We start from the raw sequence: 25,228 nt of genomic DNA, 5'->3' as shown, positions 1-25,228 counted from the left end.
TCTTGGTCAAAGGCAACATCATGTCCATCTCGCGTCGCGGCTTTCTGGCCGGTCTTCCGCTCTTTCTCGCCGGCTGCACGGCCGCCGGCACCGATTACCGCACCGCCATGCTCAACTATGCCGCGCTGCCGGACGAGAGCTTCCCGCTGCGCGCCGTCCCGCTCGACAAGATCAAGCCGGAACTGCGCCGGCAGGAAGTCGCCTATGAGACGAAACATCCGAAGGGAACGGTCGTCGTCGACACGCCCGTGCGCCGCCTCTACTACGTGATGGGCGACGGACGGGCCATGCGCTATGGCATCGGCGTCGGCAAGGAAGGGCTGGCGCTGCGCGGCAATGCCACGGTCGGCCGCAAGGCCCAGTGGCCGAGCTGGACGCCGACCGCCAATATGATCAGCCGCGACCCGCGCAATCGCGAATTCGCCGGCGGTGTGCCCGGCGGGCCGAACAATCCGCTCGGCGCCCGCGCGCTCTATCTCCATCGCGGCGGCCGCGACACCATGTTCCGCATCCACGGCACCAACCAGCCGCAATCGATCGGCCTCGCCATGTCGTCGGGCTGCGTGCGGATGCTCAACCACGACATCATCGATCTTTACGAGCGCGTGCCGGTGGGGGCGAATGTGGTGGTGATCCAGGCTTGAGGGTCAACGCTAGGAGTTGAGAGGTAGCGAGCCGCCCACTCCGTCGCGCTACTGCACCGACGCCATCTGCAACCCCGCCAGCCATTCCGACGCGATCTTCGCGTCCTCGTCGCCGATGTCGTGGCCGGCGATGATGGTCTTCGCCATCACATCCGCGCCGCAGGACTTGAACATTGCCTCCAGCTTGGGCGCGAAGGGCGCGTAGAGCGTGTCGTCGCGGCCGGAGATGGTCAGGAATTTCGCCTTGGCGAGGTCGGCATGGGGCGCGGTTTCGAGGACGGGCATCGGGCGCAGCAGGACGGCCGTCTTCACCACGTCGGGATGCAGCACCGACAGCGCCGCGATCAGGTTCGCGCCGTTTGAATAGCCGAGGAAGGTCGTGCGCTCGAGGTCGATCCCCTCGCTCCCGACCAGGCGGGCGAAGAATTCCGCAAACGCCGCCGCCTCGCCGCGAATGTCGGTCTGGTCGAAGCTCGTCGGGGTGATGCGCTTGTACCAGCGCTTCACGCCCTCCTGCACGACGCGCCCGCGAATGCCGATCAGCGTCGCGTTCGGATCGATCTTGGTCGCCAGCGGCACCAAGGTCGTCTCGTCGCCGCCCGATCCGTGCATCAGGATGATCGTGCGCCCGTTCGGCTGGGCCGGCTTGTGGATGCGGTGCGTGAAATTGGTCTCGCGCGTCACGCTCTCCGCCGTCGCCGGAAGCTGCGGCGCGGGCAGGGCGGGAGACGGCACGACCTCGCTGGCGAAGGCCGGCCAGGCGATTGCAACAGTCAAAGCTAATGTGACGATGCGCGCTGTCTTCATGCACGCGAGATTAACGCAGAAGGTTAATGCGTGATTTAAGGAAGATGCGCTCGCAATTTCGTGTTCGGTCTCTGTTGCTTAGGCGCAACTTGTCGTTCGAGGTCTGAGGAAAGTGACGACGCGATCGGCGCTGCGCTGCATGATCGCGCGAACGGTATTTTGCGAAGCGGACCCCCACCCTTTATCCCTCCCCACAAGGGGGAGGGAGGGCGTCCGCGTCGCGCCATGCCCTTTCCGCCGGGCGTCTCGCCAACGGACGGGCGCCAAGCCGGCGATCCCCTCCTCCTTGTGGGGAGGGGTAGGGGGTGGGGGTGCGGCGCTGAGGGTGCAGATGAGGCGCGGCGCGTCTTCACTCGTATCGTTAAGCCGAGCCCATCCTACGGCCACTTCACCTCGGGCGGCATGGACGACAGGATGGAATCGACGTTGCCGCCGGTCTTCAGGCCGAAGATCGTGCCGCGGTCGTAGAGGAGGTTGAACTCGACATAGCGGCCGCGGCGGATCAACTGCTCCTCGCGGTCGGCGTCGGTCCAGTTGTCGTTGAAGTTCTTGCGGACGAGGTGGTTGTAGACGACGAGGAAGGCGCGGCCGACGTCCTGGGAAAAGCGCAGGTCGGCGTTCCAGCCGCCCTTGTCCTCCGGTGTTTTCAGCCAGTCGTAGAAAATGCCGCCGACGCCGCGCGGCTCGTCGCGGTGGGGGAGGAAGAAATATTCGTCGCACCAGGCTTTCAGCCGGTCGTAGTCGGCCACCGCCTTGTGCTTGTCGCAGACGAATTTCATCGCCTTGTGGAAGGTGGCCGTATCGGGATCGTCCTGCTTGCGGCGACGGTCGAGGACCGGGGTCAGGTCGGCGCCGCCGCCGAACCACTGGCGCGTGGTCACCACCATGCGCGTGTTCATGTGGACGGCCGGGACGTTGGGATTGTGCGGGTGGGCGATGAGCGAGATTCCGCTTGCCCAGAAGCGCGGGTCCTCGTCGGCGCCGGGGATCTGCTGGCGAAACTCGGGCGAGAACTCGCCATGGACGGTCGAGGTGTGGACACCGACCTTCTCGAAGACGCGGCCGCGCATCATCGACATGATGCCGCCGCCGCCGCGCCCCTCGTCGCGCAGCCATTCGGTGCGCTCGAACCGGCCCGGCGCCCAGGAGGCGTGCGGTCCCGACAGATCGTCCTCGATCGCCTCGAAGCCGGCGACGATCTTGTCGCGCAATTCTTCGAACCAGGCCTTCGCAGCCGCCTTCTTCGCCTCGATGTCGTCGGGCAGGCCGGCTGGGATGTCGGGGCGTTCCATTCATGTCTCCGTGGGGAGTTGCGCCGTGGGTCAGGCCCGCGCGTTCAACATTTGACTCGTAATTCGACGCTCTGATCCCTAATCTGTTGGTCGTTGGGGTCAAGGAGTTCTTTGTTGCGGGTGCCGGCCAGACCACCGCTGGAAGGGTTGAGGCGCAGCCTCGAAAAGCATCGCGCAGAAGGCAGCCCCCATCCGCGCGACGGTTTCGTGCGCGAGACGTTCCGCCTGCCGCGCCTCGACGCGCGGGTGAAGGCGCAGGAATGGTTCGACCGCTGGCCGAAACAGGCCTACTGGACCGAGATCGAAAGCTGGGCCGAGCGGCCCGACGACATCATCGAATTCACGATCCGGCGTTTGCCTACGGCTGATTAGACCCGAATCTCGGCGCGCCCTCGGCGCTACCAATGATGCTCCAGAACCGCGTCGCCGAACACTTCGGCGAGGCGTCTTCTTGTCGCGGGGGTGGTCGCGTCGGGCAGGGCGTCGAGCGGGAAGAAGCCGGCCTCGGCGATCTCGTGATCGGGCAGTTTCGGCGCCGTCTGGCGATATTCGGTGATGAGATAGAGCGCGACATGATCGCGCGGGCTCGCCTGCCGGTTGAGATGGATCGAGACGAGCCGCGGCTCGGCGGTGAAGGCGATATTGCCTTCCTCGGCGAGTTCGCGTTCGAGCGAAAGCCGCATCGTCTCGCCCACTTCCACGCCGCCGCCGGGCAGTTGCCAGCCATCGATATAGGTGTGGCGGATGAGGAAGACGGTGCCCGCTTCAGCGTCGTGGACGATGCCGCGCACGCCCAGCGTCATCGGGCGCCGCAAAAGAAACCAGCCATGGAAGAGTTTGACCCGCAACCATTGAAGCCGGGTCGGCATTGACCGGGACGCCTCGCTCATGCGGCTTCTCGCAGGGTGGTCACGCGGAATTTCATATCGTAAGGAAGGGTATGCTCAGGCTCGCTCATCTCTCGGACGTCCACCTCGGCCCCCTTCCCGACATGTCCTATCGTGAACTCGCCTCGAAGCGGATCACGGGCTACATCAACTGGCAGCGCAACCGGAAGGCCAATCTCCACGACCAGGTGATCGGGATGCTGCTCGACGACATCAAGGCGCGCGCGCCCGACCATATCGCGGTCACCGGCGATCTGGTCAACCTCGCGCTCGATGCGGAAGTCGAGTTCGCCCGCCAGTGGCTCGAGAATGTCGGGCCGGGCGAGGACGTCTCGGTCGTGCCGGGCAATCACGACGCCTATGTGCCGGGCGCGCTCGACAAGGCGTGCCGGGCCTGGGGCAAGTGGATGTGGGGCGACGGCAAGGCGCAGCCGGCGCATCGCGGCGCCTTTCCCTATATGCGCGTGCGCGCAAACATGGCGATCATCGGCCTTTCATCGGCCCGCGCGACGGCGCCCTTCATGGCGTCGGGCTATTTCGGCTCGACGCAGGCGCGCAGGCTCGGCCGGATGCTCGACGAGGCAAAGACGCAAGGGTTGTGCCGGGTGATCCTGATCCACCATCCGCCGGTGCGCGGCGCGGCGCCGCAGCACAAGCGGCTTTACGGCATCGGCCGGTTCAAGAAGGTGATGCTGCGCCACGGCGCCGAACTCGTGCTGCACGGCCACACCCATCTGCCGAGCCTCTACTGGCTCGACGGGCGCGACGGGCGCGTGCCGGTTCTGGGCGTCGCGGCAGCAGGGCAGGCGGTCGGCGGGTCGAAGCCGGCGGCGCAATATAACCTCGTCGAGATCGACGGCGGGCCGGACGGCTGGAACGTGCGCGTCCAGCGGCGCGGGCTGGTGCACGGCCATGAGGGCGTGCGCGAGATCGTGGCGCAAACGCTTCTGCCCGCAGAAGAGATCGGTCAGAAGCTGATCGCCAAGCGGTCCCAGGCGAAATAGAGCACCGCCGCGACGCCGACGAACGCGCCGGCGAGGAACAGCGCCAGCGACGTGAAGACGTCGAAGGCGGCCTTGGCCGGCTCGCTGTCGAGAACGCCGAGGACGGGCGCGGGGATTTCGCGGTCGCCCGCCAGCACCGCCTCGCGCTCGACCATGCGCTCGGCGACATAGAGCGTCACGGCATTGGCAACCTTCTTGATGTCGGGCGTTTCGGCAAGCACGATGCGGCCGTTGCGGGTGTCCTTCAGGAAGCGGTAGGTGCGCTTGTCGCGGCCCATGGTGACGTGGCTGACCGCGTCGATCCACAGGCGCGGCTGAAGCCCGCCGGTGACGTTCAGATCGAAGCGCTCGTCGTGGGGCGGGATGTCGGCGAAGACCTGCTCCAGATCCTGCGCGAGCATTTCGAGCCGGGTCTGCTGGGCCTCGCGCAGATCGACCACGACGTCGGTGCGGTCGGCATTGTTGGTCTTGACCTCGCGGATCGCGGCGGCGAGGCGGCGCAGTTCGCCCTTCTGGGACGTTTCTTCCAAAGCTTCGCTCATGCCGGCGCTCCGGGCACTCAGTGGGTACGGTTAACGCTTCGTTACACCACGATTCCGGCGAAAACGCGCCAAAAGTCAAGGGCTTCCGGCAGCAAGTGAAGCGCGGATGGCGGCGAGGACGGCGGATTTCGCTTCCACGGTCAGCATGTGTCCGGCGCCGTCGATGGCGGTGAGGCGGATGTTTTCGGGCAGGTTCGCGGTCTGCGAGAAAGGCAGGACCGGATCGGCAGTTCCCCAGACGAGGCTGACTGGCATCGCAAGCCTGGCGAGTGCCTCGCGCGGGATTTCGCCCTGGACGCCGTCCTTCTGGATGATGCCGTGGAACGCGTCGAGATTCGCGCGCTGGCCGGGCTGGCCGCGAACGGCTGCAAGGCCGAGGACGAATTTCGGCGGCGTCGAGAAGCCGGGGGCCGACATCTCGTCCATGATCTGACCCAGCGCGCCGGCATCGGACGCATTGGCGTAGCGCTTCAGAAGTTCGCCATTGATCTGCGGCCCGAAGCCGCCGGGCGCCAGCAGCGTCAGCGAGGCGACGCGCTCGGGCGTGCGCATGGCGATCAGCGTGGCGATTGCGCCGCCCATCGAATGGCCGACGAGATGGACGCGCTCGAGCCCGCGCGCCGTCAGGTCAGCGGCGACGGCCTTCGCCGCCACCGTCGCCGGACCCGCGCCCGGAAAATCGAGCGAGCGGCCATGGCCGGGAAGGTCATAGGCGATGACCTGCGCATCGCGCGCGAGCGATGGCTGGATGTCGGTCCAGGTCGAATGCGACCCGCCGAAACCGTGGAGAAGGACGACCGTGCGGCCGCCTTTCCCCATCACGCGTGCGCCGAGGCGTTCGCTCATTTGGCACCGAGAATGCGGTTGGCCGCCGAGACGACCGCTTCGAGCGAGGCCGCGACGATGTTGGTGTTGATGCCGGCGCCGAAGAGTTTTCCGCCCGGATGCTCGACCTCCATGTAGCAGATGGCGGCGGCGTTCGAGCCGCGCTGCATGGAATGTTCCGAGTAGTCGAGAACCGTCAAATCGATGCCGATATGCTTCGACAGCGCGTCGACGAAGCCGTCGACCGGGCCGGTGCCGGTGCCGGTGATCTGCACTTCCCGGCCATCGTCGATGATGGTCGCCTCGACCACGCGCCGGCCCTTGGCGGAGGTGTCGGGGAAGGTCTGGTGGTCGACGAATTTCAGCCGGCCGTCCGGCTGGTCGACATAGAGTTCGAGGAAGCGGTCATAGATCGCCTTGGGGCGCAGTTCCTTGCCCTCGCGGTCGGTGATCTCCTGAATGTCCTCGCGGAACTCGACTTGCAGATTGCGCGGCAGGTTGAGGCCGTAATCGGCCTGGAGGATATAGGCGATTCCGCCCTTGCCGGATTGCGAGTTGATGCGGATGATCGCCTCGTAGGACCGGCCGACATCTTGCGGGTCGATCGGCAGGTAGGGAACTTCCCAGAGCGGCTTGTTCGCCTTTCTGATCGCCTTCATGCCCTTGTTGATCGCGTCCTGATGCGAGCCGGAAAAGGCCGTGTAGACGAGTTCGCCGACATAGGGGTGGCGCTCGCCGATCTTCAACTGGTTGGAATATTCGTAGACGTCCTTCATGCGCTCGATCTGCGAACAATCGAGCATCGGGTCGACGCCCTGCGTGTACATGTTGAGCGCCAGCGTCACGAGATCGACGTTGCCGGTGCGCTCGCCATTGCCGAACAAAGTGCCCTCGACGCGGTCGGCGCCGGCCATCAGGCCGAGCTCGGTCGCCGCGATGCCGGTGCCGCGGTCATTGTGCGGGTGGAGTGACAGGATGATCGACTCGCGCCGGTCGAGCTGGCGGCTCATCCACTCGATCTGGTCGGCATGGATGTTGGGCGTCGACATCTCGACGGTCGCCGGCAGGTTGATGATCAGCTTGTTGTCCGGCGTCGGGTTCACGATCTCGGTGACCGCGTTGCAGATTTCCAGCGCCACTTCCAGCTCGGTGCCGGTGAAGCTCTCCGGCGAATACTGGAAGCGATAGCTCTCTGTTCCCTTGGCGCCTGCCTTCGCCGCCATGTCGACCACCATCCTGGCGGCATCCGTCGCGATGGCCTTGATGCCGGCAACGTCCTTTTCGAACACGACGCGGCGCTGCAACTCGCTGGTGGAATTGTAGAAATGGACGATCGGGTGCTTCGCGCCCTCCAGCGATTCGAAGGTTCTCGAAATCAGTTCGGGCCGGCACTGGACCAGCACCTGCAAGGACACGTCGTCGGGCACGCCCGCCTCCTCGATGGCGAAGCGGGTGAAGTCGAAATCGGTCTGCGAGGCCGACGGAAAGCCGATCTCGATTTCCTTGAAGCCCATGTCGAGCAGCAACTGGAACATGCGCGCCTTGCGGTCATGGCCCATCGGGTCGATCAGCGCCTGATTGCCGTCGCGCAGATCGACCGAGCACCAGATCGGCGCTTTCTCGATGCGCCTGGACGGCCAGGTGCGGTCCTTCAGATCCACGAACGGGTAGGGCTGATACTTTTCGGCGGCGTCGGGCATACCCTTCGCGCCGGCGGCAACGATCTTCGATTGCTCGTTCATCTTCGTCTCCTCGCCCGGCCGCGCATCGGTTCGGCGGTGGGCACTTCTAGCTTTTGGAATGGTGTCGGGACAAGGAGCTTTGCCAGGTCTCGGCGGCACTTCGACCGCCGGGCGCTCCTTCAGCCAACCCGACGATCGCCGCTAAGAAGGAGAAGAAGCGAGGCAAGACGCACGCGATCGCCGGCAGCGAAGGCCGGGAAGATCGGGAAAGGGGCGCGCGACGAAGTCATGGGCGAAGAGATAGCCGAGCGATGATTGCGTGACAAGCCGCACCGCTTTCAAAAAATTGCGCCCATGATTGTCGGTTCGCGGGTCGTTCAACCGTCATCGCAAAAGGAGTAATGTCCCGGCCGGGGAAATGGAGGATCTGATGGCAGACAAGGTACTGATACTGGTCGGCACCAAGAAGGGTGCCTTCATTCTGGAAAGTGATGGCGCCCGGCGCGACTGGAAGCTCTCCGGCCCGTTCTGCCAGACATGGCCGATCAACCATTTCGTCGCGCATCCCGAAACCGGCACGCTTTATGCGGGCGGCGGCGACGCCTGGTTCGGTCCCGCGGTCTGGAAGTCGACCGACCTCGGCAAGACATGGACGCATTCCTCCAACGGGCTCGCCTATGCGGAAGGGCAGGAGCCGATCTCGTCGGTCTGGAGCGTGGCCGCGCACAATGGCAGCGTCTATGCCGGCGTCCAGCCGGCCGGGCTGTTCCGATCCGACGACGATGGCGAGACATGGACGCATGTCGAGGGGTTACAGAAGCACCCGTCGCGGCCGCACTGGAACCCCGGCGGGGCCGGGCTGATCCTGCATTCGCTGGTGATCGATCCTGCGGACGAGAAGAAGATCTGGATCGGCATCTCGGCCGCCGGCGTGTTCCACACCGCCGATGGCGGCGAGACCTGGGAGCCGCGCAATCGCGGCACGCGCGCCGACTTCCTGCCCGAGGGCGAGAACTATCCCGAATTCGGCCAGTGCGTCCACAATGTCGTCATGGCGGCGGGCGCCAATGGCCGGCTCTACCAGCAGAACCATTGCGGCATGTACCGCACCGACGATGGCGGCGTGAAATGGGAGAGCATCGAACAGGGTCTGCCGTCGAGTTTCGGCTTCCCCGCCGCCGCGCATCCGAAGGATCGCGACACGCTCTTCCTCTTGCCGCTCAACGGCGACACCATGGGCCGCTTCATGCCCGACGCGAAGGCGGCGGTCTGGCGCACGCGCGACGCGGGCCGCACCTGGCAGGATCTGCGCGACGGCCTGCCGCAACAGAACGCCTATTTCGGCGTGCTGCGACAGGCGATGGCGACCGACCGGATGGACACAGCCGGCGTCTATTTCGGCACCAGCGGCGGCGCGCTCTTCGCCTCGAGCGACGAGGGCGAGACATGGCGCGAGATCGAGGCGCACATGCCGGCGATCCTGTCGGTCGAGACGCTGACGATCCATGAATGACGGGGCCATGAATGACGGGGCCATGAATGACGAGGCCATGACTGAGCGTCCCGACATCATCGTCCGCCTGCCGGCGATCCTCGTCGACCTGTTTCCGGGGGCGGCGCGGCGGGTCGAGATGCAGGCGGGAACCGTTGCCGAGATGGTCGACGGGCTGGAGGCGCTGTGGCCGGGAATGCGCGACCGCCTTTGCGATTCGCGTCCGGCCATCCGCAAGCACATCAACGTCTTCGTCGATGGCGAGCGGGTGAAACTCGGGCACCGGCTACAGGCGGGGGACGAGGTGTTCGTGCTGACGGCGATCAGCGGGGGGTAGAGGAGGGGGCGAGGCAGATTTCTGCGAGAAAGACCCCCCACCCCATACCCTCCTCCTTGTGGGGCGGGGTATGGGGTGGGGGGTCCTCTTCACAGGAATCCTTGCGAATTCGATATTTGTTTCGGACGTTGACGTTCTTGTAGAGGACCAGCCGAGATGCCGAGCGCCATCGATCCGAACACTATTTCGCGGGCGCGCAAGCTCCGCCGCGACATGACCGATGGCGAGCGGCGGCTGTGGGCGGAACTGAAGATGTTCAGGACCTGGTACGGCATCCATGTCAGGCGGCAGGCGCCGATCGGGCCGTATGTCGCCGACTTCGTCATCCACGAGAAGCGTCTGGTCATCGAAATCGACGGCGAGCATCATCAGTTGCCGGATCGGCAGGTTCGCGACGGAGTGCGGGATGCCCGGCTGGCGATGGATGGGTATCGCGTGCTGAGGATCAATACGGGTGAACTCGGTGAAAATTTCGACGGGTGCGTCGAGACGATCCTGAGGGAGATCGGGGTTGGTTGAGGATGTGCTTTTGCTTGGGACGTCTGCGCCGTACCCCCACCCCATACCCCTCCCCACAAGGAGGAGGGGGACCTCGACGTTGCTCCCAACCGTTCGAGCAAGCTCCAAGCGGAAGGCGAGACACGGCGCTGACGTCCCCCTCCTCCTTGTGGGGAGGGGTATGGGGTGGGGGTCTTCGATCGTCCGGCCTGAGCCACCAGGCTCAACCGTTCCGAAATCCGCCCGTCTGCCGCAGCGCCTCGCCCGCAACCATGGCGACGCTCATCGCCAGGTTGAGGCTGCGGGCGCCGGGGCGCATGGGGATGGTGAGGCGGTGGTCGGCGGCGTCGTGGATCGCGTCGGGAACGCCGGCGGATTCGCGGCCGAAGAGAAGCACGTCGCCGGGCAAATAGGCGAAGTCGGTGTAGGCGGAGTCGGCTTTCGTGGTCAGAAGGACCAGGCGCGCGCCTTGCGCTTTGCGCCATGTCTCGAACGCCGCCCAGTCGACATGGCGCGTCAGCGCCGCCATTTCGAGATAGTCCATGCCGGCGCGCTTCAGATTGCGGTCCGACAGGTCGAAGCCGACCGGCTCGACGATGTGGATTTCGAGCCCGAGGCAGGCGGCGAGGCGCAGGATCGTGCCGGTGTTGCCGGCGATGTCGGGCTGGTAGAGCGCGATGCGCATCGGTTTATCCTGGTGCAATCGAGAGTTGGGCGTAGCGCCAATCGGGGCGGGTGGTCAAATCGCCTCGTTTCGGGTATGAAGCATCCTCGTCCAACCCGAACCACAGGAGGCACGCGATGAATATTTTCTTGCCATCCCGCATTCGCGCGCGCCGCGCTTTCCTCGCGCCTGTGGTTTTCGGATCGACGCTTCCCTGACACGCTGAAGCATCCGCCTTCGAAATCCGCCGGCCCCACGACCGGACCCACGAGATTTCGACGATGTTTCCCCAGCCTGATTTGCGCTCCGTGCGGCGCGCTCCCGATGACCGAAACCTTGCCTGCGGCCTGACCGCTTCGGCGATCGCGGCGCTTCTGGCGCTTCCTGCCATCGTCATGGCAGGAGCGGCGCGCGCCGGCGTGGGAAGCTCGACATCAACGCCCTACATGAGGGTCGCGGAACATGGCGCCCTGGCCGGCGCTGCCGTTCTCGATCACCACACGACCGAAAGTTTCCACCATGTTCCGCTGGTTTGAATCCCGCCTCGATCCCTTTCCGGCCGAAGAGCCGGTCGAGCCGCCGAAGACGCTGTTCGCCTTCTGCCTGCACTATACGAAGGATGCCTGGCCCTATCTGATCCCGGCGGCGATCCTGATCGCTGCGATCGCGATCACCGAGGTCTGGATGTTCTCCTTCCTCGGCAACATCGTCGACTGGCTGACGGCGCAGGACCGCGAGACGTTCCTTGCCGACAATGGCTGGCAGCTTGCCGGCATGGCGCTGCTGGTCCTCGTCGGCCTGCCCGGCATGGTGCTGATGCATTCGCTGCTCCAGCAGCAGACGCTGTTCGGCAATTATCCGATGCGCATCCGCTGGCAGGTCCATCGCTATCTGCTCAAGCAGTCGATGACCTTCTACCAGGACGAGTTCGCCGGCCGCATCGCCACCAAGCTGATGCAGACGGCGCTCGCCGTGCGCGAGACGGTGATCAAGACGTTCGACGTGCTGAACTACGTCGTCGTCTATTTCCTCGGCATGTTGTTCATCGTCGCCTCGGCCGACTGGCGGCTGGCCCTGCCGCTTGCCGGCTGGATCATCGCCTATGTCTGTCTGATGGTCCATTTCGTGCCGCGGCTCGGCCGCGTTGCCGAAGAGCAGGCCGATGCGCGTTCGGTGATGACGGGGCGCGTCGTCGACAGCTACACCAACATCCAGACCGTCAAGCTCTTCAGCCACGCGCAGCGCGAGGCGTCCTTCGCGCGCGACGGTATGCGTTCGTTCCTCGATACGGTCTACCGCCAGATGCGGCTGGTGACCGGGCTCTACGGCCTGCTCTACGTGCTCAATTCGCTCTGCCTGTTCTTCGTCGCCGCGCTCGGCATCTGGCTGTGGCAGCTCGACGCTGTGACGGTCGGCGCGATCGCGGTCGCGCTCGGCCTCGTCCTGCGGCTGTGGGGCATGTCGCAATGGATCATGTGGGAACTGTCGGCGCTGTTCGAGAATGTCGGCACCGTGCAGGACGGCATCGCCTCGATCTCGCTGCCGCGGATCGTCGACGACAAGCCCGACGCCGTGGCGTTGGTGGTGCCGCGCGGCGAGATCGTGTTCGACGACGTGCGCTTCCACTACGGCAAGCAGAAGGGTGTTCTCGAAAAGCTCGACCTGACCATCCGGCCGGGCGAGAAGGTCGGCGTGGTCGGACGCTCTGGCGCGGGCAAGTCGACGCTCGTCAACCTCTTGCTGCGCTTCTACGACATCGAGGGCGGGCGCCTGATGATCGACGGGCAGAACATCGCCGACGTCACCCAGGAGAGCCTGCGCGCGCATATCGGCGTCGTGACGCAGGATACGTCGCTGCTCCATCGCTCCGTGCGCGACAACATCCTCTACGGCCGCCCCGACGCGACCGAGGAGATGATGATGGAGGCGGCGCGGCGGGCCGAGGCGCTGGATTTCATCGCCGGGCTCTCCGACCCCGAAGGCCGCAAGGGTTTCGACGCCCATGTCGGCGAGCGCGGGGTCAAGCTTTCCGGCGGCCAGCGCCAGCGCATCGCGATCGCCCGCGTCATGCTCAAGGACGCGCCGATCCTGATCCTCGACGAGGCGACCTCGGCGCTCGATTCGGAAGTGGAGGCGGCGATCCAGGAGAACCTCTACCGCCTGATGGAAGGCAAGACGGTGATCGCCATCGCACACCGCCTCTCCACCATCGCGGCGATGGACCGGCTGGTCGTGATGGACAAGGGCCATGTCGTGGAGGACGGCACGCACGATGAATTGATCGCAAGCGGCGGCCTTTACGCCCATCTGTGGAACCGGCAGTCGGGCGGATTCCTTCTGCCCGACGAGGCGGAAAACGAAAAGGATATCGCAGCCGAATGAGCGAAGCGCCGGTGAAGACGGACGATGCCAGGTCACGCCTGTCCGAACGGGCGTGGCGGAGCGTGGAGAACGTCATCGATCCGTTCGCCGATACGGATCGGGCCGTGCTGCCGAAGACGGCGTTCGGCTTCATTGCCTTCTTCGCACGGCAGGCGCCGGGGTCATTCGTGTTGCTGCTGATTGCCGGCGGGCTGACGGGGGCGGTGGATGCGGGGCTCTACTGGGCGCTCGGCAGAATCATCGACATTCTGGAAACGACGACGCCGACGGCGCTTCTGGCCGATTATGGCTGGGCGATCCTGGCCTATCTCCTGCTTGTCCTCCTGGTCCGCGCCGTCGCGATGATCTTCCAGACGGTGGTGGAGGAACAGACCATCGCACCGAACTTTTACCAGCGTGTGCGCTGGCAGGCGTTCCGGCGTGTGATCGAGCAGCCTTACACCTTCTTCCAGAACGATTTCGCCGGCCGCATCGCCACCAAGATCACGCAAGGGTCGGAGGCGACGGGCGATTTCATCATCTCCTCGCTACAGACCGTCTGGGGCTTCGTCACCTTTCTCGTGCTCGCCGCGACGATCATGTTCTCGGTCGATCCGTGGATGCTGGCGATACTCGCCGCGTGGATCGCGGTCTACGCAATTGCCGGCTGGAAGCTCCTGCCGCCGCTGCGCGCGGCGGGCCGGCGCACGGCGGACGAACGCTCGGTCGTCAACGGACGTCTCGTCGACGCCTTCACCAACATCCTCGCCGTCAAGCTGTTCGATTCAGGCGGGCGCGAACATTCCTTCGTGCGCGAGGGGATGCACAACTATCTGATGGCGGTGAAGAGGCTGACGCGGTCGATCACCCGCGTGCGCGCCGCCGTCGCCATCATCAACGGCTTCATGATGGCGGCGATCTTCCTCGTCGCCCTGCAAAGCTGGATGGCGGGAACTGCGACGACGGGCGCCATCGCGGCGGCCATGGGGCTCGCCTACCGGCTCAACCAGATGTCCGGCTACATGATGTTCAACATCAACGGCCTCATCCGCAACTACGCGACCGTGCAGGACGCGACCGGCACGATATCGGTCGATCCGACGCTCACGGACGCGCCCGACGCGATCGTCGCGCCGCGCGCGAGGGGCGACATCCGCTTCGAGAACGTCTCCTTCCACTACGGCAAGGATGGCGGGATCATCGACGATCTCAACCTCCACATCCGGGCGGGCGAGAAGGTCGCGCTGGTCGGTCCCTCGGGCGCGGGCAAGACGACGATCGTCAATCTGATCCTGCGCCTTTTCGACGTGGAGGAAGGGCGCATCCTGATCGACGGGCGCGACATCCGCTCCCTGACGCAAGCCTCGCTGCGCGCGCAGTTCGGCGTGGTCGCGCAGGACCCGATGCTGATGCACCGCTCGATCCACGACAACATCGCCTATGCCCGCCCCGATGCGAGCGAGGCGGAGGTGATCGAGGCGGCGCGCGGGGCGGCGGCGCACGACTTCATCGCCGGCGTTTCGGACCCCAAGGGCCGCGCCGGCTACGACGCGCATGTCGGCGAGCGCGGCGTCAAGCTTTCCGGGGGCCAGCGCCAGCGCATCGCGATCGCGCGGATGATGCTGAAGGATGCGCCCATCCTGCTGCTCGACGAGGCGACCTCGGCGCTCGATTCGGAGGTCGAGGCGGCGATCCAGGACAATCTCTACCGGCTGATGGAGGGCAAGACCGTGATTGCCGTCGCGCACCGGCTCTCCACCATCGCCGCGCTCGACCGGCTGATCGTCATCGACGAGGGCCGGATCGTGGAGGAGGGCACGCATGACGCGCTGATCGCACGCGACGGCCTCTACGCGCAGCTCTGGAAGCGCCAGTCCGGCGGCTTCCTCGCGCAGAGTCTCGCGGCGGAGTAGGGCGATGGCGCTTCGGCTTCCCGGACAAGGCGGCGCGCGCATCCAGACCGGGCTCGACACGCTCGACTACGAACTCGCCGGCGAGATGGCGTCCTCGCTGGGGCGGGCGGGGGACCGGGTCGCCAGGGCAATGGCGGCGCTCAACGCCCATCAGACGCGCGACGAGAACCGCAGGCTTCTCGTCAAGGCGGCGGCGGATGCGGTCCATGCCTATTTCATCCAGCGCGAACTTATCGGCCTTCGCCGCCACCACGACGCGATCCGCGACTACGGCATTCCGCCCGAGGTGCTGGCGCGACTGGGTGCGAGTTGATCTTGCAAAAGCGCTCTTTCGACTATCAACAACCCCCGCGACAAACTGCCCTCACGCCCTTGTAACGTCTGGACAAGAGGCCAAGGCGGGCATAGAAACCTTCGCCAAATGACTGGGGGACGCCCCCGGCATCGCTTGCCGTTGCGCAGCATGTCCGGGACGGGTGAGCATCACGGCTTCCTGCGGTCGAAGTGAGGCAATAAGGATCATAGTCCCGTGAGCGTGAACGATACGACCGAGCCGACCCGCCGCGACTTTCTCTACATCGCCACCGGCATGGCCGGCGTGGTCGCCGTCGGTGGCGCGGTCTGGCCGTTCATCGACCAGATGCGCCCGGATGCGTCGACGCTGGCGCTCGCGACCGTCGATGTCGACGTGTCGGCGATCGAGCCGGGCATGTCCGTGACCGCGAAGTGGCGCGGAAAGCCGGTCTTCATCCGCAACCGCACCGAGCAGGAAATCGCCGACGCGCGTGCCGTCGAGCTTTCCGATCTCAAGGACCCGGTCGCCCGCAACGACAATCTGGGCGACGCGGAGCCGGCGACTGATCTCGCGCGCTCGGCCGGCGAGGGCATGGAGAACTGGATCGTCATGATCGGCTCCTGCACGCATCTGGGCTGCGTGCCGCTCGGCCAGGCCGGCGATTTCGGCGGCTGGTTCTGCCCCTGCCATGGTTCGCATTACGACACCGCCGGCCGCATCCGTACCGGCCCGGCGCCGACGAACCTGCCCGTGCCGGTGTTCGAATTCATTTCCGAGACGGTCATCAGAATCGGCTAAGTCAAGAGAGAGCTTACAATAATGAGCGGTGGACACTCTACCTACACGCCGACGAGCGGCATGGGACGCTGGTTCGATTCACGCCTGCCGCTGCCGCGGCTGGTGCACGACTCGTTCGTTTCCTATCCCGTTCCGCGCAATCTGAACTACGCCTACACGTTCGGCGGCATTCTCTCGATCATGCTGGTCGTGCAGATCGTGACCGGCGTCGTGCTGGCCATGCACTATTCGGCGCATGTCGACATGGCGTTCGATTCGGTCGAAAAGATCATGCGCGACGTCAATTCGGGCTGGCTGATGCGCTACATCCACGCCAATGGTGCGTCGATGTTCTTCGTCGCCGTCTATCTGCACATCGCGCGCGGGCTCTATTACGGCTCCTACAAGGCGCCGCGCGAGCTCTTGTGGATTCTCGGCGTGATCATCTATCTGCTCATGATGGCGACGGCGTTCATGGGCTACGTGCTGCCCTGGGGCCAGATGTCCTTCTGGGGCGCGACGGTCATCACCGGCTTCTTCACCGCCATTCCGCTCGTCGGCGAGTGGGTCCAGCAGCTCCTTCTCGGCGGCTTCGCGGTCGACAATCCGACGCTGAACCGCTTCTACTCGCTGCATTATCTCCTGCCTTTCATGATCGCCGGCGTCGTTGTCCTCCACGTCTGGGCGCTGCATGTGACGGGACAGACAAACCCGACCGGCATCGAGGTCAAGCAGAAGACCGACACGCTGCCCTTCACGCCCTATGCCACCGTCAAGGACGCGTTCGGCATGGTGCTGTTCTTCATCATGTTCGCCTATTTCGTCTTCTACATCCCGAACTATCTGGGACATGCGGACAACTACATCATGGCGGATTCGCTGAAGACGCCGTCGCATATCGTGCCGGAATGGTACTTCCTGCCCTTCTACGCGATCCTGCGCGCCATCACTTTCAACATCGGCCCGATCGACTCCAAGCTGGGCGGCGTGCTCGCCATGTTCGGCGCCATCGCGGTGCTGTTCTTCGTGCCCTGGCTCGACACGTCCAAGGTCCGCTCGGCCGTCTACCGCCCCTGGTACAAGCTGTTCTTCTGGCTGTTCGTGGCGAACTCGATTTTCCTCGGCTGGCTCGGCGCCAAGCCGGCGGAAGGCGCCTATGTGATCATGTCGCAGATCGCCACGCTCTATTATTTCGGCTTCTTCCTGATCCTCATGCCGCTTCTCGGGCTGATCGAGACGCCGAAGCGCCTGCCGAACTCGATCACCGAAGCGGTGCTTGCCAAGAACAGGGGGGCGGCATCCGTCCAGCCCGCCGGCGCCAATGCGTCGCCGGAAACCAAAGGCTGAACCGGCGCGCCGGCTCGAAAGGACTGACAAGACATGAAGACTGTTCTCAAGGGGATTGTTGCCGCGCTCGGTATCGTCGTCGGTGCGACGGCGGCGGCAGGCGCGGCGGAATATCCGCTGATCAAGCCGGTCGAACAGAACTGGAGCTTCGCAGGCCCGTTCGGCACCTATGACCGGGGCGAGTTGCAGCGCGGCCTCAAGGTCTATCGCGAAGGCTGCGCGGCCTGCCACGGAATGGAGCGCGTCGCGTTCCGCACGCTCGAAGACCTCGGCTATTCGGAGGCGCAGGTTCGCGCGCTCGCCGGCGAGTACGAGATCGAGGACGGACCGGACGCCAATGGCGACATGTTCATGCGGACCGCGATCCCGTCCGATTATTTCCCGAGCCCGTTTCCCAATGCGGAAGCGGCCGCGGCCTCGAACAACGGCGCGGCGCCGCCGGACCTGTCGCTGATCGCCAAGGCGCGCGCGGTGGAGCGGGGCTTTCCGCTCTTCGTCTTCGACATCTTCACCCAATATGCCGAGAGCGGCCCGGACTATATCTACAACCTCCTGGTCGGGTATGAAGAGGCGCCGGAGGGCTACGAGCAGCAGCCCGGCACCTATTACAACCCGCATTTCATCGCCGGAACGTCGCTGTCGATGGCGCCCCCGCTTCAGGAGGGCCTGATCAGCTACGACGACGGGACGCCCGAGACCGTCGAGCAATATGCCCATGACGTGACCGCGTTCCTGATGTGGGCCGCAGAGCCGCATATGGAGGATCGCAAGCGCATGGGCTTCGTGGTCATGCTGTTCCTGATCGGCTTTGCGGTGCTGGTGTATCTGACCAAGCGCAAGATCTGGTCGAACGTCGCGCACTGACGTTCGCGATGGTTTTCAAGGGGCGCCTGCGGGCGCCCTTTTTTCGTGGCCGCGCGCGGCTTCCTTTCGCCGCCGCCTTCTTCTACCAATAGCGCACATCCATCGCGGGGCAGCCATGCACACGACCCTTCACGACACGCTCGTCTCGGCGATCCGCAACATTCCCGACTACCCGAAGCCGGGCATCATGTTCCGCGACATCACCACGCTGCTCGGCAATGCGCGCGCGTTCCGCCGTGCCATCGACGAACTGGTCCATCCCTATGCCGGCGCCAAGATCGACAAGATCGCCGGCATCGAGGCGCGCGGCTTCATCCTCGGCGGCGCGATCGCGCACCAGATGTCGGCCGGCTTCATCCCGATCCGCAAGAAAGGCAAGCTGCCGCACGAGACCGTGCGCGTTGCCTACAGCCTCGAATACGGGCTCGACGAAATGGAGATGCACAAGGACGCCGTCGCGCCGGGCGAGAAGGTCATCCTCGTCGACGACCTGATCGCGACTGGCGGGACGGCCGAGGGCGCGGCGAAGCTGCTGCGCCAGATGGGCGCCGAGATCGTCGCCGCCTGCTTCGTCATCGACCTGCCGGAACTGGGCGGCCGGGCGAAGCTCGAAGCGCTCGGCGTGCCGGTGCGGACGCTGGTGGCGTTCGAGGGACACTGAGGCTGGTCCAATCGCTCGGCGGTCTCGCCTCTTTTCCGACGCAGCGTCGATAGTAGGATCGAGCCATGTACACGCCGCCCGCCTTCCGTGAGGACGACCCCGCCGCGCTCGCCGCCATCATGCGCGCAGCGGGGCTGTCGACACTCGTCACATCGACCGAAGAGGGGCTGATCGCCACGCCGCTGCCGCTGATTTTTGAGGCGAGCGAAGGCGAGTTCGGCACGCTTTACGGCCACGTCGCCAGGGCCAACAACCAGTGGCAGCTTGCGCCGACCGGCGAGGCGCTGGCGATCTTTTCCGGCCCGGACGCCTACGTCACGCCGTCCTGGTATGCCTCCAAGCGAGAGCACGGCAAGGTCGTGCCGACCTGGAACTACGTCGCCGTCCACGCGCATGGCCCGGTCGAGTTCTTCGATGATGCAGAGCGGCTGCGCGAAATCGTCACGCGGCTGACCCTTCGCCACGAGGCCGGGCGCGCCGAGCCCTGGGCCGTCTCGGATGCGCCGGACCGTTTCATCGACGCGCAACTGCGCGGCATCGTCGGCCTGCGCCTGCCCATCACCCGCCTTTTCGGCAAGCGCAAGATGAGCCAGAACAGGCCGGAAGCGGATCGGTTTGGCGTGGCGGCCGGGCTTGGAGCGAGTGAGCGTGAGGTGGATCGGCTGGCTGCGGCGATGGTGCTGCCTGGAACCTAATCCGCCTGCAACAGCACCGCGCTTTCAAACTCCAGCACCTTGTCGCCGCTCTGATCGAATGCCTCGCAAACCAGCGTCATCACGCGCCAGCCGGGGCGGGAAGCCACCGCCCGATGTGCCTTGGCGGTGCGGGTGAAGGTGATCGTTTCGCCGACATAGACGGGCTTGAGCCATTTCAGATTGGTGAAGCCGGGCGAGGGGCCGAAGACGGGCTTTTCGCCCTCGCCGCCCCAGCCGGCGCCTTCCATGTCCTGCCGCTTTTGAAGGTTGTAGCGCATCCACATCGCGCAGGTGTGCCAGCCCGACGCGCATAGACGACCGAAGACGGACTGCCGTGCTGCCTCGTCGTCCATGTGAAAGGGCTGCGGGTCGTATTTCGCCGCGAATTCTTTGATCTCGTCCGCCGTGAAGGTGTGGCTGCCGAGTTCGACTTTTTTGCCGATCAGGAGATATTCGTCGAGCGTCATGCGGCCGCTCCCGGTTCGCGCAGCAGGAACATGCCGGTATTGGCCAGTTCGAGCACCGTCTCGCCCTTCTGGTTGAAAAGCCGGTGCTCGACGGTGACGAAGCCCAGCCCCGGCCGCTTGGCCGATACGCGTGCGGCGGTGATCGTCGATCTGCCCGTCAGCGTGTCGCCGGCGATCACCGGCTTCTTCCAGCGCACATAGTCGACGCCGGGCGCCCCTTGCGAGGTCGAATCGTTCAGGAAGGCGTCGCACATCATGCGCATGAACATCGCGCAGGTGTGCCAGCCCGATGCGGCGAGGCCGCCGAGGATCGACGCCTTGCCGGCCGCTTCGTCCAGATGCATGGGCTGGGCGTCGAACTGCGAGGCGAAGTCGATGATCTCTTCGGCCGTGACATGCTTTTCGGGCAGGACGATCGTGCGCCCGACGGTGAAGTCCTCGAACGCCCAGCGCTTTTCGGTCATGGCTCGCAATCCTGTTCAATCTTGAACGATAGTGTGGCCTGCCGCAGCGCCGGGCGCAATGGCCCAGCCGACCTCAGGTGTTGAACTTGAAGAGCAGCACGTCGCCGTCCTGCACGACATATTCCTTGCCTTCGTCGCGCGCCTTGCCGGCATCCTTGGCCGCCGTCTCGCCGCCGAGCGACACGTAGTCGTCATAGGCGATGGTCTGGGCGCGGATGAAGCCGCGCTCGAAATCGGTGTGGATCACGCCGGCCGCCTGCGGGGCCTTCGAGCCCTTGCCGACGGTCCAGGCGCGGGTTTCCTTCGGACCTGCGGTGAAATAGGTGATCAGGTCGAGAAGTTCGTAGCCGGCGCGGATGAGCCTATCCAGGCCCGGCTCATCGAGGCCGAGATCGCCCAGGAACTCGGCGGCTTCCTCGTCGGAAAGCTGCGCCACCTCGGCCTCGATGGCGGCGGAGATGGTGACGGCGCTCGCGCCCTGTGCTGCGGCCATCTTCTCGACGGCGGCGGTGTGTTCGTTGCCCTTGGCAGCGTCGGCCTCGGCGACGTTGCAGACATAGAGGACGGGCTTGGAGGTCAGCAGGTTGAGCCCCTCGAGGATGCGCAGATCCTCGGCGGCGATGCCCTTCAGCAACATGCGCACCGGCTTGCCGTCCTGGAGAAGCTTCAGCGCCTCTTCCATCATCGGCAGCACGGTCAGGGCCTCCTTGTCCTTCGAGGCGGCGCGCTTGCGGAACTGGAGCGCACGACGTTCGAGGCTTTCGAGGTCGGAGAGCATCAGTTCGGTCTCGACCGTCTCGGCATCGGCGACCGGGTCGATCTTGCCCTCGACATGGGTGATGTCGTCATCCTCGAAGCAGCGCAGGACGTGGACGATGGCGTCGACCTCGCGGATGTTGGCGAGGAACTGGTTGCCCAGCCCTTCGCCCTTCGAGGCGCCGCGCACCAGCCCGGCGATGTCGACGAAGGAGATGCGGGTCGGGATGATCTCCTTCGACTTCGCAATGCCGGCAATCGCCTTCAGGCGCGGATCGGGAACCGCAACCTCGCCGGTATTCGGCTCGATGGTGCAGAAGGGATAGTTGGCGGCCTGCGCGGCGGCCGTCTTGGTCAGTGCGTTGAAGAGCGTCGACTTGCCCACATTGGGAAGCCCGACGATGCCGCATTTGAAACCCATGGAAATGCCCGTCCTGTGGCAGAAATTTTCGTTGAGGGGGCTATGGGGAATGGGGGCGCGAAGGTCAAGTGTCAGACCATCGCCGTCCAGGCCAGATAGCCGACGCCCGCGACGAGCAACGTGGCGAGAACCGACAGGATGCCGTCCTCGGTGACGAAGGAGAGCGCGAAGAGCGCCACGGCGCCCGCCATGATCGAGCCTGAAAAGGGCACGAATTCGAGAAATGGCATGATGAGCCCGGCGCAAAGGCAGATCAGGGCCGGGACGAGCGAGAAGGGCGGCTTGACGAGGAAGGACAGGCGCTTGCCGGTCAGCCGGTCGATGATGCGGGCGGGCTTCGCCAGCCAGTCGCGGGCGGTGTCGAGCTTCGAGCGGGAAATGGTGCGGCGCAGGATGAAGCCGGGCAGCCAGAGCGCCTTGCGGCCGATGACCATCTGGAACGCGACGAGCGCGATGATCAGCCCGGCCGTCGCCGTCAAGCCGGGAATGCCGCTTGCCGGCGTCACGGCGACGAGGGCCGGGATCAGCATCAGCGGTCCGAATGCGTCGTCGCCGATCTCGTTGACGATGTTCCCGACCGAAACGCGCGCGCCGTCGCCAGCGTCCGCGATGGTGTCGAGGACGCCTTCCATCGTATCGAGATCGTTGTTTTCCGGCATGGTCGGTTCCAGGAGCGGTGCGTTGCCGCCACATATCGGATCGATGCGGGGAAAAGGGAAGGGGCGCGAAGGGATACGAATTTTGAAGGGGAATGTCCTATTCCCGGCCCAACAGCTTCTTCAGCATGGCAGCCATCGGCCCCGTCTCCGGCAGCTTGACCTGTGGCGCCGGGCGGGCCTGGCGAATGTGGCTTTGCGCCTTAGGGGCAGGCTTGGGCGTCGCCTTCGTGCCCTGCACGGCCAGCGCGGTCTTGTTCATGAAGCCGGCATCGTCGCCTTTGGCCAGCAATTCGGCATGGTCGGCGAAGGCGTCCAGCAGCGGGTCGAGCCAGTCATTGTCGGACTTGGCGAAGTCGCCGAGGACATGGTGGGTCACCATTTCCTTGATACCCGGATGGCCGATGCCGATGCGCACGCGGCGGTAATCCTTGCCGCAATGGGCGTCGATCGACTTGATGCCGTTATGGCCGCCATGGCCGCCGCCGGTCTTGATGCGCACCTTGCCCGGATCGAGGTCGAGTTCGTCATAGAGCACGATCAGGTCTGAGATGTCGGCCTTGTGGAAGCGCATGGCTTCCCCGACCGCCTGGCCCGAAAGGTTCATGAAGGTCTGCGGCTTGATGAGGAGCACCTTTTCGGTGCCGATCGTGCCCGATGCGATCAGCGCCTGGAACTTCTTCGACCAGGGCGAAAAGGAATGGCGGCGGGCAATCGCGTCCGCCGCCATGAAGCCGACATTGTGCCGGTTGTTCTCGTATTTCGATCCGGGATTGCCGAGACCTGCAATGATGCGCATGTCCAAACGCTCCCGGACCGTTCCGGACGATTACTCGCCCTTTTCTTCCTTGGCTTCGGCCTCTTCGCCTTCGGCCGCTTCTTCCTCGCCTTCGACCTCGACGGCCTCGGCATCGGCTTCCTCGGTCGTGCCGGCCTCTTCCTCAGCCGTCAGGACGGCCGGGGCGGCGATGGTGGCGACGGTGAAGTCGCGGTCGGTGATGGTCGGCTCGACGCCCTTCGGCAGTTCGATCGCCGAGATGTGGATCGAATCGCCGATGTCGAGACCGGTCAGGTCGAATTCCAGCGCATCGGGGATCGAGTCGGCCGGGCAGTGAACCTCGACCGCGTGGCGGACGATGTTGAGCACGCCGCCGCGCTTGATGCCGGGCGACTTTTCCTCGTTGAGGAAGTGAACCGGAATTTCGACCGTGACGACGGTCTTCTTAGACACGCGCAGGAAATCCACATGCATCGGGAAATCCTTGACCGGGTCGAGCTGGTAATCCTTCGGCAGGACCTGATACGACTTGCCGCCCACCTTGATGGTGGCGATCGTCGTCATGAAGCCACCGCCGTGGATCTTCATGAACAGCTCCTTGTAGGGGAGCGAAATCGAAACGGGTTCCTTCTTGTCGCCGTAGATGACGGCGGGGACGCGACCTTCGCGGCGCAATGCACGGGCGGACCCCTTACCGACCGTTTCGCGCGCTTCGGCCTCGAGCGTGTAGCTCTCGTGGCTCATGGCAGTTCCTTTCAGGTTTCTGGAGCGCCTGCGACGGCTCGAAGCCTTGGTGCCGCAAACGTCGAAAGCCGCCGGAACCGGAAATCCCAACGGCGATCGCCCGCGTTGCCTCCAAGGGTGTCTACGCGGGTGGCGGGTCTATAACGGAAGTTCCCGAACCGTGCAACCGCGCGGGGTCGTCGTCATCGCCGGGCGCGAAGGGCTGGCCGTCGATCATCCGGCCGTGCATCTGCGCCAGAGCCTTTGCGGGCAGTTCCAGATTTGCCATCTCATGGAGTTCCGCGACGAGCTCGCGCTGTGCCGAGCGTGGGCGGCCGGCAACGAGCGCGCACATGGCCAGTATCCTTGCGATCTGGCGGCGCGCATCCTGCGGCAATGCCTGGAATTCCCTTCTCGTGCGCTCCCAGTCGACGTCGATCTCCTCTTCCTTAAAGCCCAGGACGTCCAGCAGATGCGACAGGAGGAGAACATAGCTTGGATGCGCATCGCTGCCGCGACGCACGATCTCGCCTGCGCCATGAAGCAATGTGCAGCGCACATTCTGCGAAGGATCGGGGAGTGCCGTTTCGATGCGGCGGACAATCTGGTCGACCGCGAAGGGGGCAAGCGCGCGCAGCCGCGCCTCGCGCATGACGCGCCAGGTGATGACGGCATTCCAGATCGCGTAGAGCGGTATGGCCAGAAGCGGGATATAGCCGCGCAGAACCGCCCGGGCGAAGATGCGGCGCAAGAGGATGCGCAGGACGAAGCTTGTCGCGCCGACCTTCGCCTTGTAGAGCAGGTTCTGGATCAGGAGGCGCCAGCGTGGCATCAGCGCATATGGATCGATGCCGTATATCTCGGTCTGCGGATTGGGCATTTCGAGCGCGCTGCGGGCAAGACCGGTCGCCAGTAGATTGCTGCCGCTGCCCGATTTCATCGACACGCCGACGACCCCGCCGATGCGCGTGATCGCCCGCAGCGCATTCCAGTAGAGAAAGGCGATCTCGATCACGGTCAGGACGCCGACACCGGCATAAAATGCCGCCCACAGCCACGGATCGTCGATGAGGGAGCGGGACTCGTCGCCGTTCAGCACCACCAGCCGCAGATAGACTTCCGTTCCGCCGATCAATATGCCCGAAATCGTACCCGACAGCGCGGCCAGCATGACGGCGCGATTGCGGATCGCGCGAAGGGCGGCGAGATCGGCTTGCGTCAGGGGCGTCCTGGGCCCGCCATGGTCACGCGCCTGAAGGAAATCGCGGGCGCGGCGCTCGAGCAGGTTGAGCTTGGGGGCGTAGTGGCTGACGGGATCGGAGATCGGACCTGGCTCCTTGCCTTGAAAAAAGGCGCCGCCTTCCACGGTCTCCCGC

General features: G+C 65.0%; 29 protein-coding genes. 15 read left to right on the top strand and 14 right to left on the bottom strand.

Annotated elements, in window-relative coordinates; translation table 11 throughout:
• Positions 1-20 precede the first annotated feature (20 nt).
• Complete coding sequence (locus PZ895_RS02270; protein ID WP_275837401.1) at positions 21-644, top strand: L,D-transpeptidase; 624 nt, start codon at positions 21-23, stop codon at positions 642-644.
• Positions 645-692: 48 nt separating this feature from the next.
• Here the strand turns inward: PZ895_RS02270 and PZ895_RS02265 are convergent, their stop codons facing one another.
• Positions 693-1,451 carry an alpha/beta hydrolase gene (locus tag PZ895_RS02265; RefSeq protein WP_275837400.1) on the bottom strand — a complete coding sequence of 253 codons (759 nt, stop codon included), beginning with the start codon at positions 1,449-1,451 and terminating at the stop codon, positions 693-695.
• A gap of 377 nt (positions 1,452-1,828) precedes the next feature.
• Positions 1,829-2,743: an oxygen-dependent coproporphyrinogen oxidase gene (hemF, locus tag PZ895_RS02260; protein WP_275837399.1), complete on the bottom strand. Its 915-nt coding sequence runs from the start codon at positions 2,741-2,743 to the stop codon at positions 1,829-1,831.
• 114 nt (positions 2,744-2,857) lie between these two features.
• Here hemF and PZ895_RS02255 point away from each other — a divergent pair, with 114 nt between their 5' ends.
• The gene (locus PZ895_RS02255; protein ID WP_252926110.1) at positions 2,858-3,115 is read left to right on the top strand and encodes a hypothetical protein; all 258 of its coding nucleotides are present in this window, start codon (positions 2,858-2,860) and stop codon (positions 3,113-3,115) included.
• 26 nt (positions 3,116-3,141) lie between these two features.
• On the opposite strand, the gene PZ895_RS02250 is transcribed toward PZ895_RS02255, so the two are convergent.
• On the bottom strand, positions 3,142-3,612 hold the full coding sequence (locus tag PZ895_RS02250) for an NUDIX domain-containing protein (RefSeq protein ID WP_275837398.1): 471 nt from the start codon (positions 3,610-3,612) through the stop codon (positions 3,142-3,144).
• 71 nt (positions 3,613-3,683) lie between these two features.
• Here PZ895_RS02250 and PZ895_RS02245 point away from each other — a divergent pair, with 71 nt between their 5' ends.
• Positions 3,684-4,634 carry a metallophosphoesterase gene (locus PZ895_RS02245; protein WP_275837397.1) on the top strand — a complete coding sequence of 317 codons (951 nt, stop codon included), beginning with the start codon at positions 3,684-3,686 and terminating at the stop codon, positions 4,632-4,634.
• Here the strand turns inward: PZ895_RS02245 and PZ895_RS02240 are convergent.
• The 3 genes from PZ895_RS02240 to leuA form a co-directional block, all read right to left on the bottom strand.
• Positions 4,598-5,176, bottom strand: a complete 579-nt coding sequence (locus PZ895_RS02240; RefSeq protein WP_275837396.1) for a hypothetical protein — start codon at positions 5,174-5,176, stop codon at positions 4,598-4,600. The two genes, PZ895_RS02245 and PZ895_RS02240, sit on opposite strands and share 37 nt — an antisense overlap.
• A 75-nt stretch (positions 5,177-5,251) precedes the next feature.
• Positions 5,252-6,022: an alpha/beta fold hydrolase gene (locus PZ895_RS02235; RefSeq protein WP_275837395.1), complete on the bottom strand. Its 771-nt coding sequence runs from the start codon at positions 6,020-6,022 to the stop codon at positions 5,252-5,254.
• Positions 6,019-7,743: a 2-isopropylmalate synthase gene (leuA, locus tag PZ895_RS02230; protein WP_275837394.1), complete on the bottom strand. Its 1,725-nt coding sequence runs from the start codon at positions 7,741-7,743 to the stop codon at positions 6,019-6,021. The genes PZ895_RS02235 and leuA overlap by 4 nt, the downstream gene beginning before the upstream one ends.
• Before the next feature lie 370 nt (positions 7,744-8,113).
• Here leuA and PZ895_RS02225 point away from each other — a divergent pair, with 370 nt between their 5' ends.
• The 3 genes from PZ895_RS02225 (at position 8,114) to PZ895_RS02215 (ending at position 10,031) form a co-directional block, all read left to right on the top strand.
• Entirely contained in the window at positions 8,114-9,196 is a 1,083-nt protein-coding gene (locus PZ895_RS02225; protein ID WP_275837393.1) for an exo-alpha-sialidase, read from the top strand.
• 22 nt (positions 9,197-9,218) lie between these two features.
• The gene (locus PZ895_RS02220) at positions 9,219-9,512 is read left to right on the top strand and encodes a MoaD/ThiS family protein (protein WP_275837392.1); all 294 of its coding nucleotides are present in this window, start codon (positions 9,219-9,221) and stop codon (positions 9,510-9,512) included.
• A gap of 156 nt (positions 9,513-9,668) precedes the next feature.
• Positions 9,669-10,031 carry a DUF559 domain-containing protein gene (locus tag PZ895_RS02215; protein WP_275837391.1) on the top strand — a complete coding sequence of 121 codons (363 nt, stop codon included), beginning with the start codon at positions 9,669-9,671 and terminating at the stop codon, positions 10,029-10,031.
• 202 nt (positions 10,032-10,233) lie between these two features.
• Here the strand turns inward: PZ895_RS02215 and PZ895_RS02210 are convergent, their stop codons facing one another.
• A complete protein-coding gene (locus PZ895_RS02210) occupies positions 10,234-10,695 on the bottom strand; it encodes a tRNA (cytidine(34)-2'-O)-methyltransferase (RefSeq protein WP_275837390.1) in 462 nt (153 codons plus the stop codon).
• Between the two features lie 260 nt (positions 10,696-10,955).
• On the opposite strand from PZ895_RS02210, the gene PZ895_RS02205 reads away from it, so the two are divergent.
• The 9 genes from PZ895_RS02205 (at position 10,956) to PZ895_RS02165 (ending at position 19,587) form a co-directional block, all read left to right on the top strand.
• Positions 10,956-11,210 (top strand): hypothetical protein, encoded by a 255-nt coding sequence (locus PZ895_RS02205; protein ID WP_275837389.1) that lies wholly within the window; start codon positions 10,956-10,958, stop codon positions 11,208-11,210.
• Positions 11,194-13,056, top strand: a complete 1,863-nt coding sequence (locus tag PZ895_RS02200) for an ABC transporter ATP-binding protein (protein ID WP_275837388.1) — start codon at positions 11,194-11,196, stop codon at positions 13,054-13,056. Before PZ895_RS02205 ends, PZ895_RS02200 begins: the two co-directional genes overlap by 17 nt.
• Positions 13,053-14,948, top strand: coding sequence for an ABC transporter ATP-binding protein (locus PZ895_RS02195; protein ID WP_275837387.1), 1,896 nt, complete (start codon positions 13,053-13,055; stop codon positions 14,946-14,948). The genes PZ895_RS02200 and PZ895_RS02195 overlap by 4 nt, the downstream gene beginning before the upstream one ends.
• A gap of 4 nt (positions 14,949-14,952) precedes the next feature.
• Positions 14,953-15,261, top strand: coding sequence for a DUF6665 family protein (locus tag PZ895_RS02190; protein WP_275837386.1), 309 nt, complete (start codon positions 14,953-14,955; stop codon positions 15,259-15,261).
• A gap of 216 nt (positions 15,262-15,477) precedes the next feature.
• A complete protein-coding gene (gene petA, locus PZ895_RS02185; protein WP_275837385.1) occupies positions 15,478-16,041 on the top strand; it encodes a ubiquinol-cytochrome c reductase iron-sulfur subunit in 564 nt (187 codons plus the stop codon).
• Between the two features lie 21 nt (positions 16,042-16,062).
• The gene (locus tag PZ895_RS02180; RefSeq protein ID WP_275837384.1) at positions 16,063-17,367 is read left to right on the top strand and encodes a cytochrome b N-terminal domain-containing protein; all 1,305 of its coding nucleotides are present in this window, start codon (positions 16,063-16,065) and stop codon (positions 17,365-17,367) included.
• A gap of 33 nt (positions 17,368-17,400) precedes the next feature.
• Complete coding sequence (locus PZ895_RS02175; RefSeq protein ID WP_275837383.1) at positions 17,401-18,231, top strand: cytochrome c1; 831 nt, start codon at positions 17,401-17,403, stop codon at positions 18,229-18,231.
• Positions 18,232-18,346: 115 nt separating this feature from the next.
• Positions 18,347-18,892, top strand: a complete 546-nt coding sequence (locus tag PZ895_RS02170; RefSeq protein WP_275837382.1) for an adenine phosphoribosyltransferase — start codon at positions 18,347-18,349, stop codon at positions 18,890-18,892.
• Between the two features lie 65 nt (positions 18,893-18,957).
• Positions 18,958-19,587 (top strand): FMN-binding negative transcriptional regulator, encoded by a 630-nt coding sequence (locus PZ895_RS02165; protein ID WP_275837381.1) that lies wholly within the window; start codon positions 18,958-18,960, stop codon positions 19,585-19,587.
• Here the strand turns inward: PZ895_RS02165 and PZ895_RS02160 are convergent.
• From PZ895_RS02160 to PZ895_RS02130, 7 genes are all read right to left on the bottom strand, one after another.
• Positions 19,584-20,054, bottom strand: a complete 471-nt coding sequence (locus PZ895_RS02160) for a MaoC family dehydratase (protein WP_275837380.1) — start codon at positions 20,052-20,054, stop codon at positions 19,584-19,586. The two genes, PZ895_RS02165 and PZ895_RS02160, sit on opposite strands and share 4 nt — an antisense overlap.
• Positions 20,051-20,518: a MaoC family dehydratase gene (locus tag PZ895_RS02155; RefSeq protein ID WP_275837379.1), complete on the bottom strand. Its 468-nt coding sequence runs from the start codon at positions 20,516-20,518 to the stop codon at positions 20,051-20,053. The genes PZ895_RS02160 and PZ895_RS02155 overlap by 4 nt, the downstream gene beginning before the upstream one ends.
• Positions 20,519-20,591: 73 nt before the next feature.
• Positions 20,592-21,695, bottom strand: a complete 1,104-nt coding sequence (gene ychF, locus PZ895_RS02150; RefSeq protein WP_275837378.1) for a redox-regulated ATPase YchF — start codon at positions 21,693-21,695, stop codon at positions 20,592-20,594.
• Between the two features lie 71 nt (positions 21,696-21,766).
• Complete coding sequence (locus tag PZ895_RS02145) at positions 21,767-22,354, bottom strand: exopolysaccharide biosynthesis protein (RefSeq protein WP_275837377.1); 588 nt, start codon at positions 22,352-22,354, stop codon at positions 21,767-21,769.
• Between the two features lie 97 nt (positions 22,355-22,451).
• Entirely contained in the window at positions 22,452-23,150 is a 699-nt protein-coding gene (pth, locus tag PZ895_RS02140) for an aminoacyl-tRNA hydrolase (protein WP_275837376.1), read from the bottom strand.
• A 30-nt stretch (positions 23,151-23,180) separates the two neighbouring features.
• Positions 23,181-23,873 (bottom strand): 50S ribosomal protein L25/general stress protein Ctc, encoded by a 693-nt coding sequence (locus tag PZ895_RS02135; RefSeq protein ID WP_275837375.1) that lies wholly within the window; start codon positions 23,871-23,873, stop codon positions 23,181-23,183.
• Positions 23,874-23,994: 121 nt separating this feature from the next.
• Positions 23,995-25,218 carry a hypothetical protein gene (locus PZ895_RS02130; protein WP_275837374.1) on the bottom strand — a complete coding sequence of 408 codons (1,224 nt, stop codon included), beginning with the start codon at positions 25,216-25,218 and terminating at the stop codon, positions 23,995-23,997.
• Between the last annotated feature and the right edge of the window lie 10 nt (positions 25,219-25,228).

Origin of the sequence: Mesorhizobium sp. YIM 152430 (genome assembly GCF_029210365.1) — a bacterium.
Taxonomy (GTDB): Bacteria; Pseudomonadota; Alphaproteobacteria; order Rhizobiales; family Rhizobiaceae; genus Aliihoeflea.
Note: the sequence above shows the minus strand (reverse complement) of the source record. Positions and strands in the feature narration are given on the sequence as shown.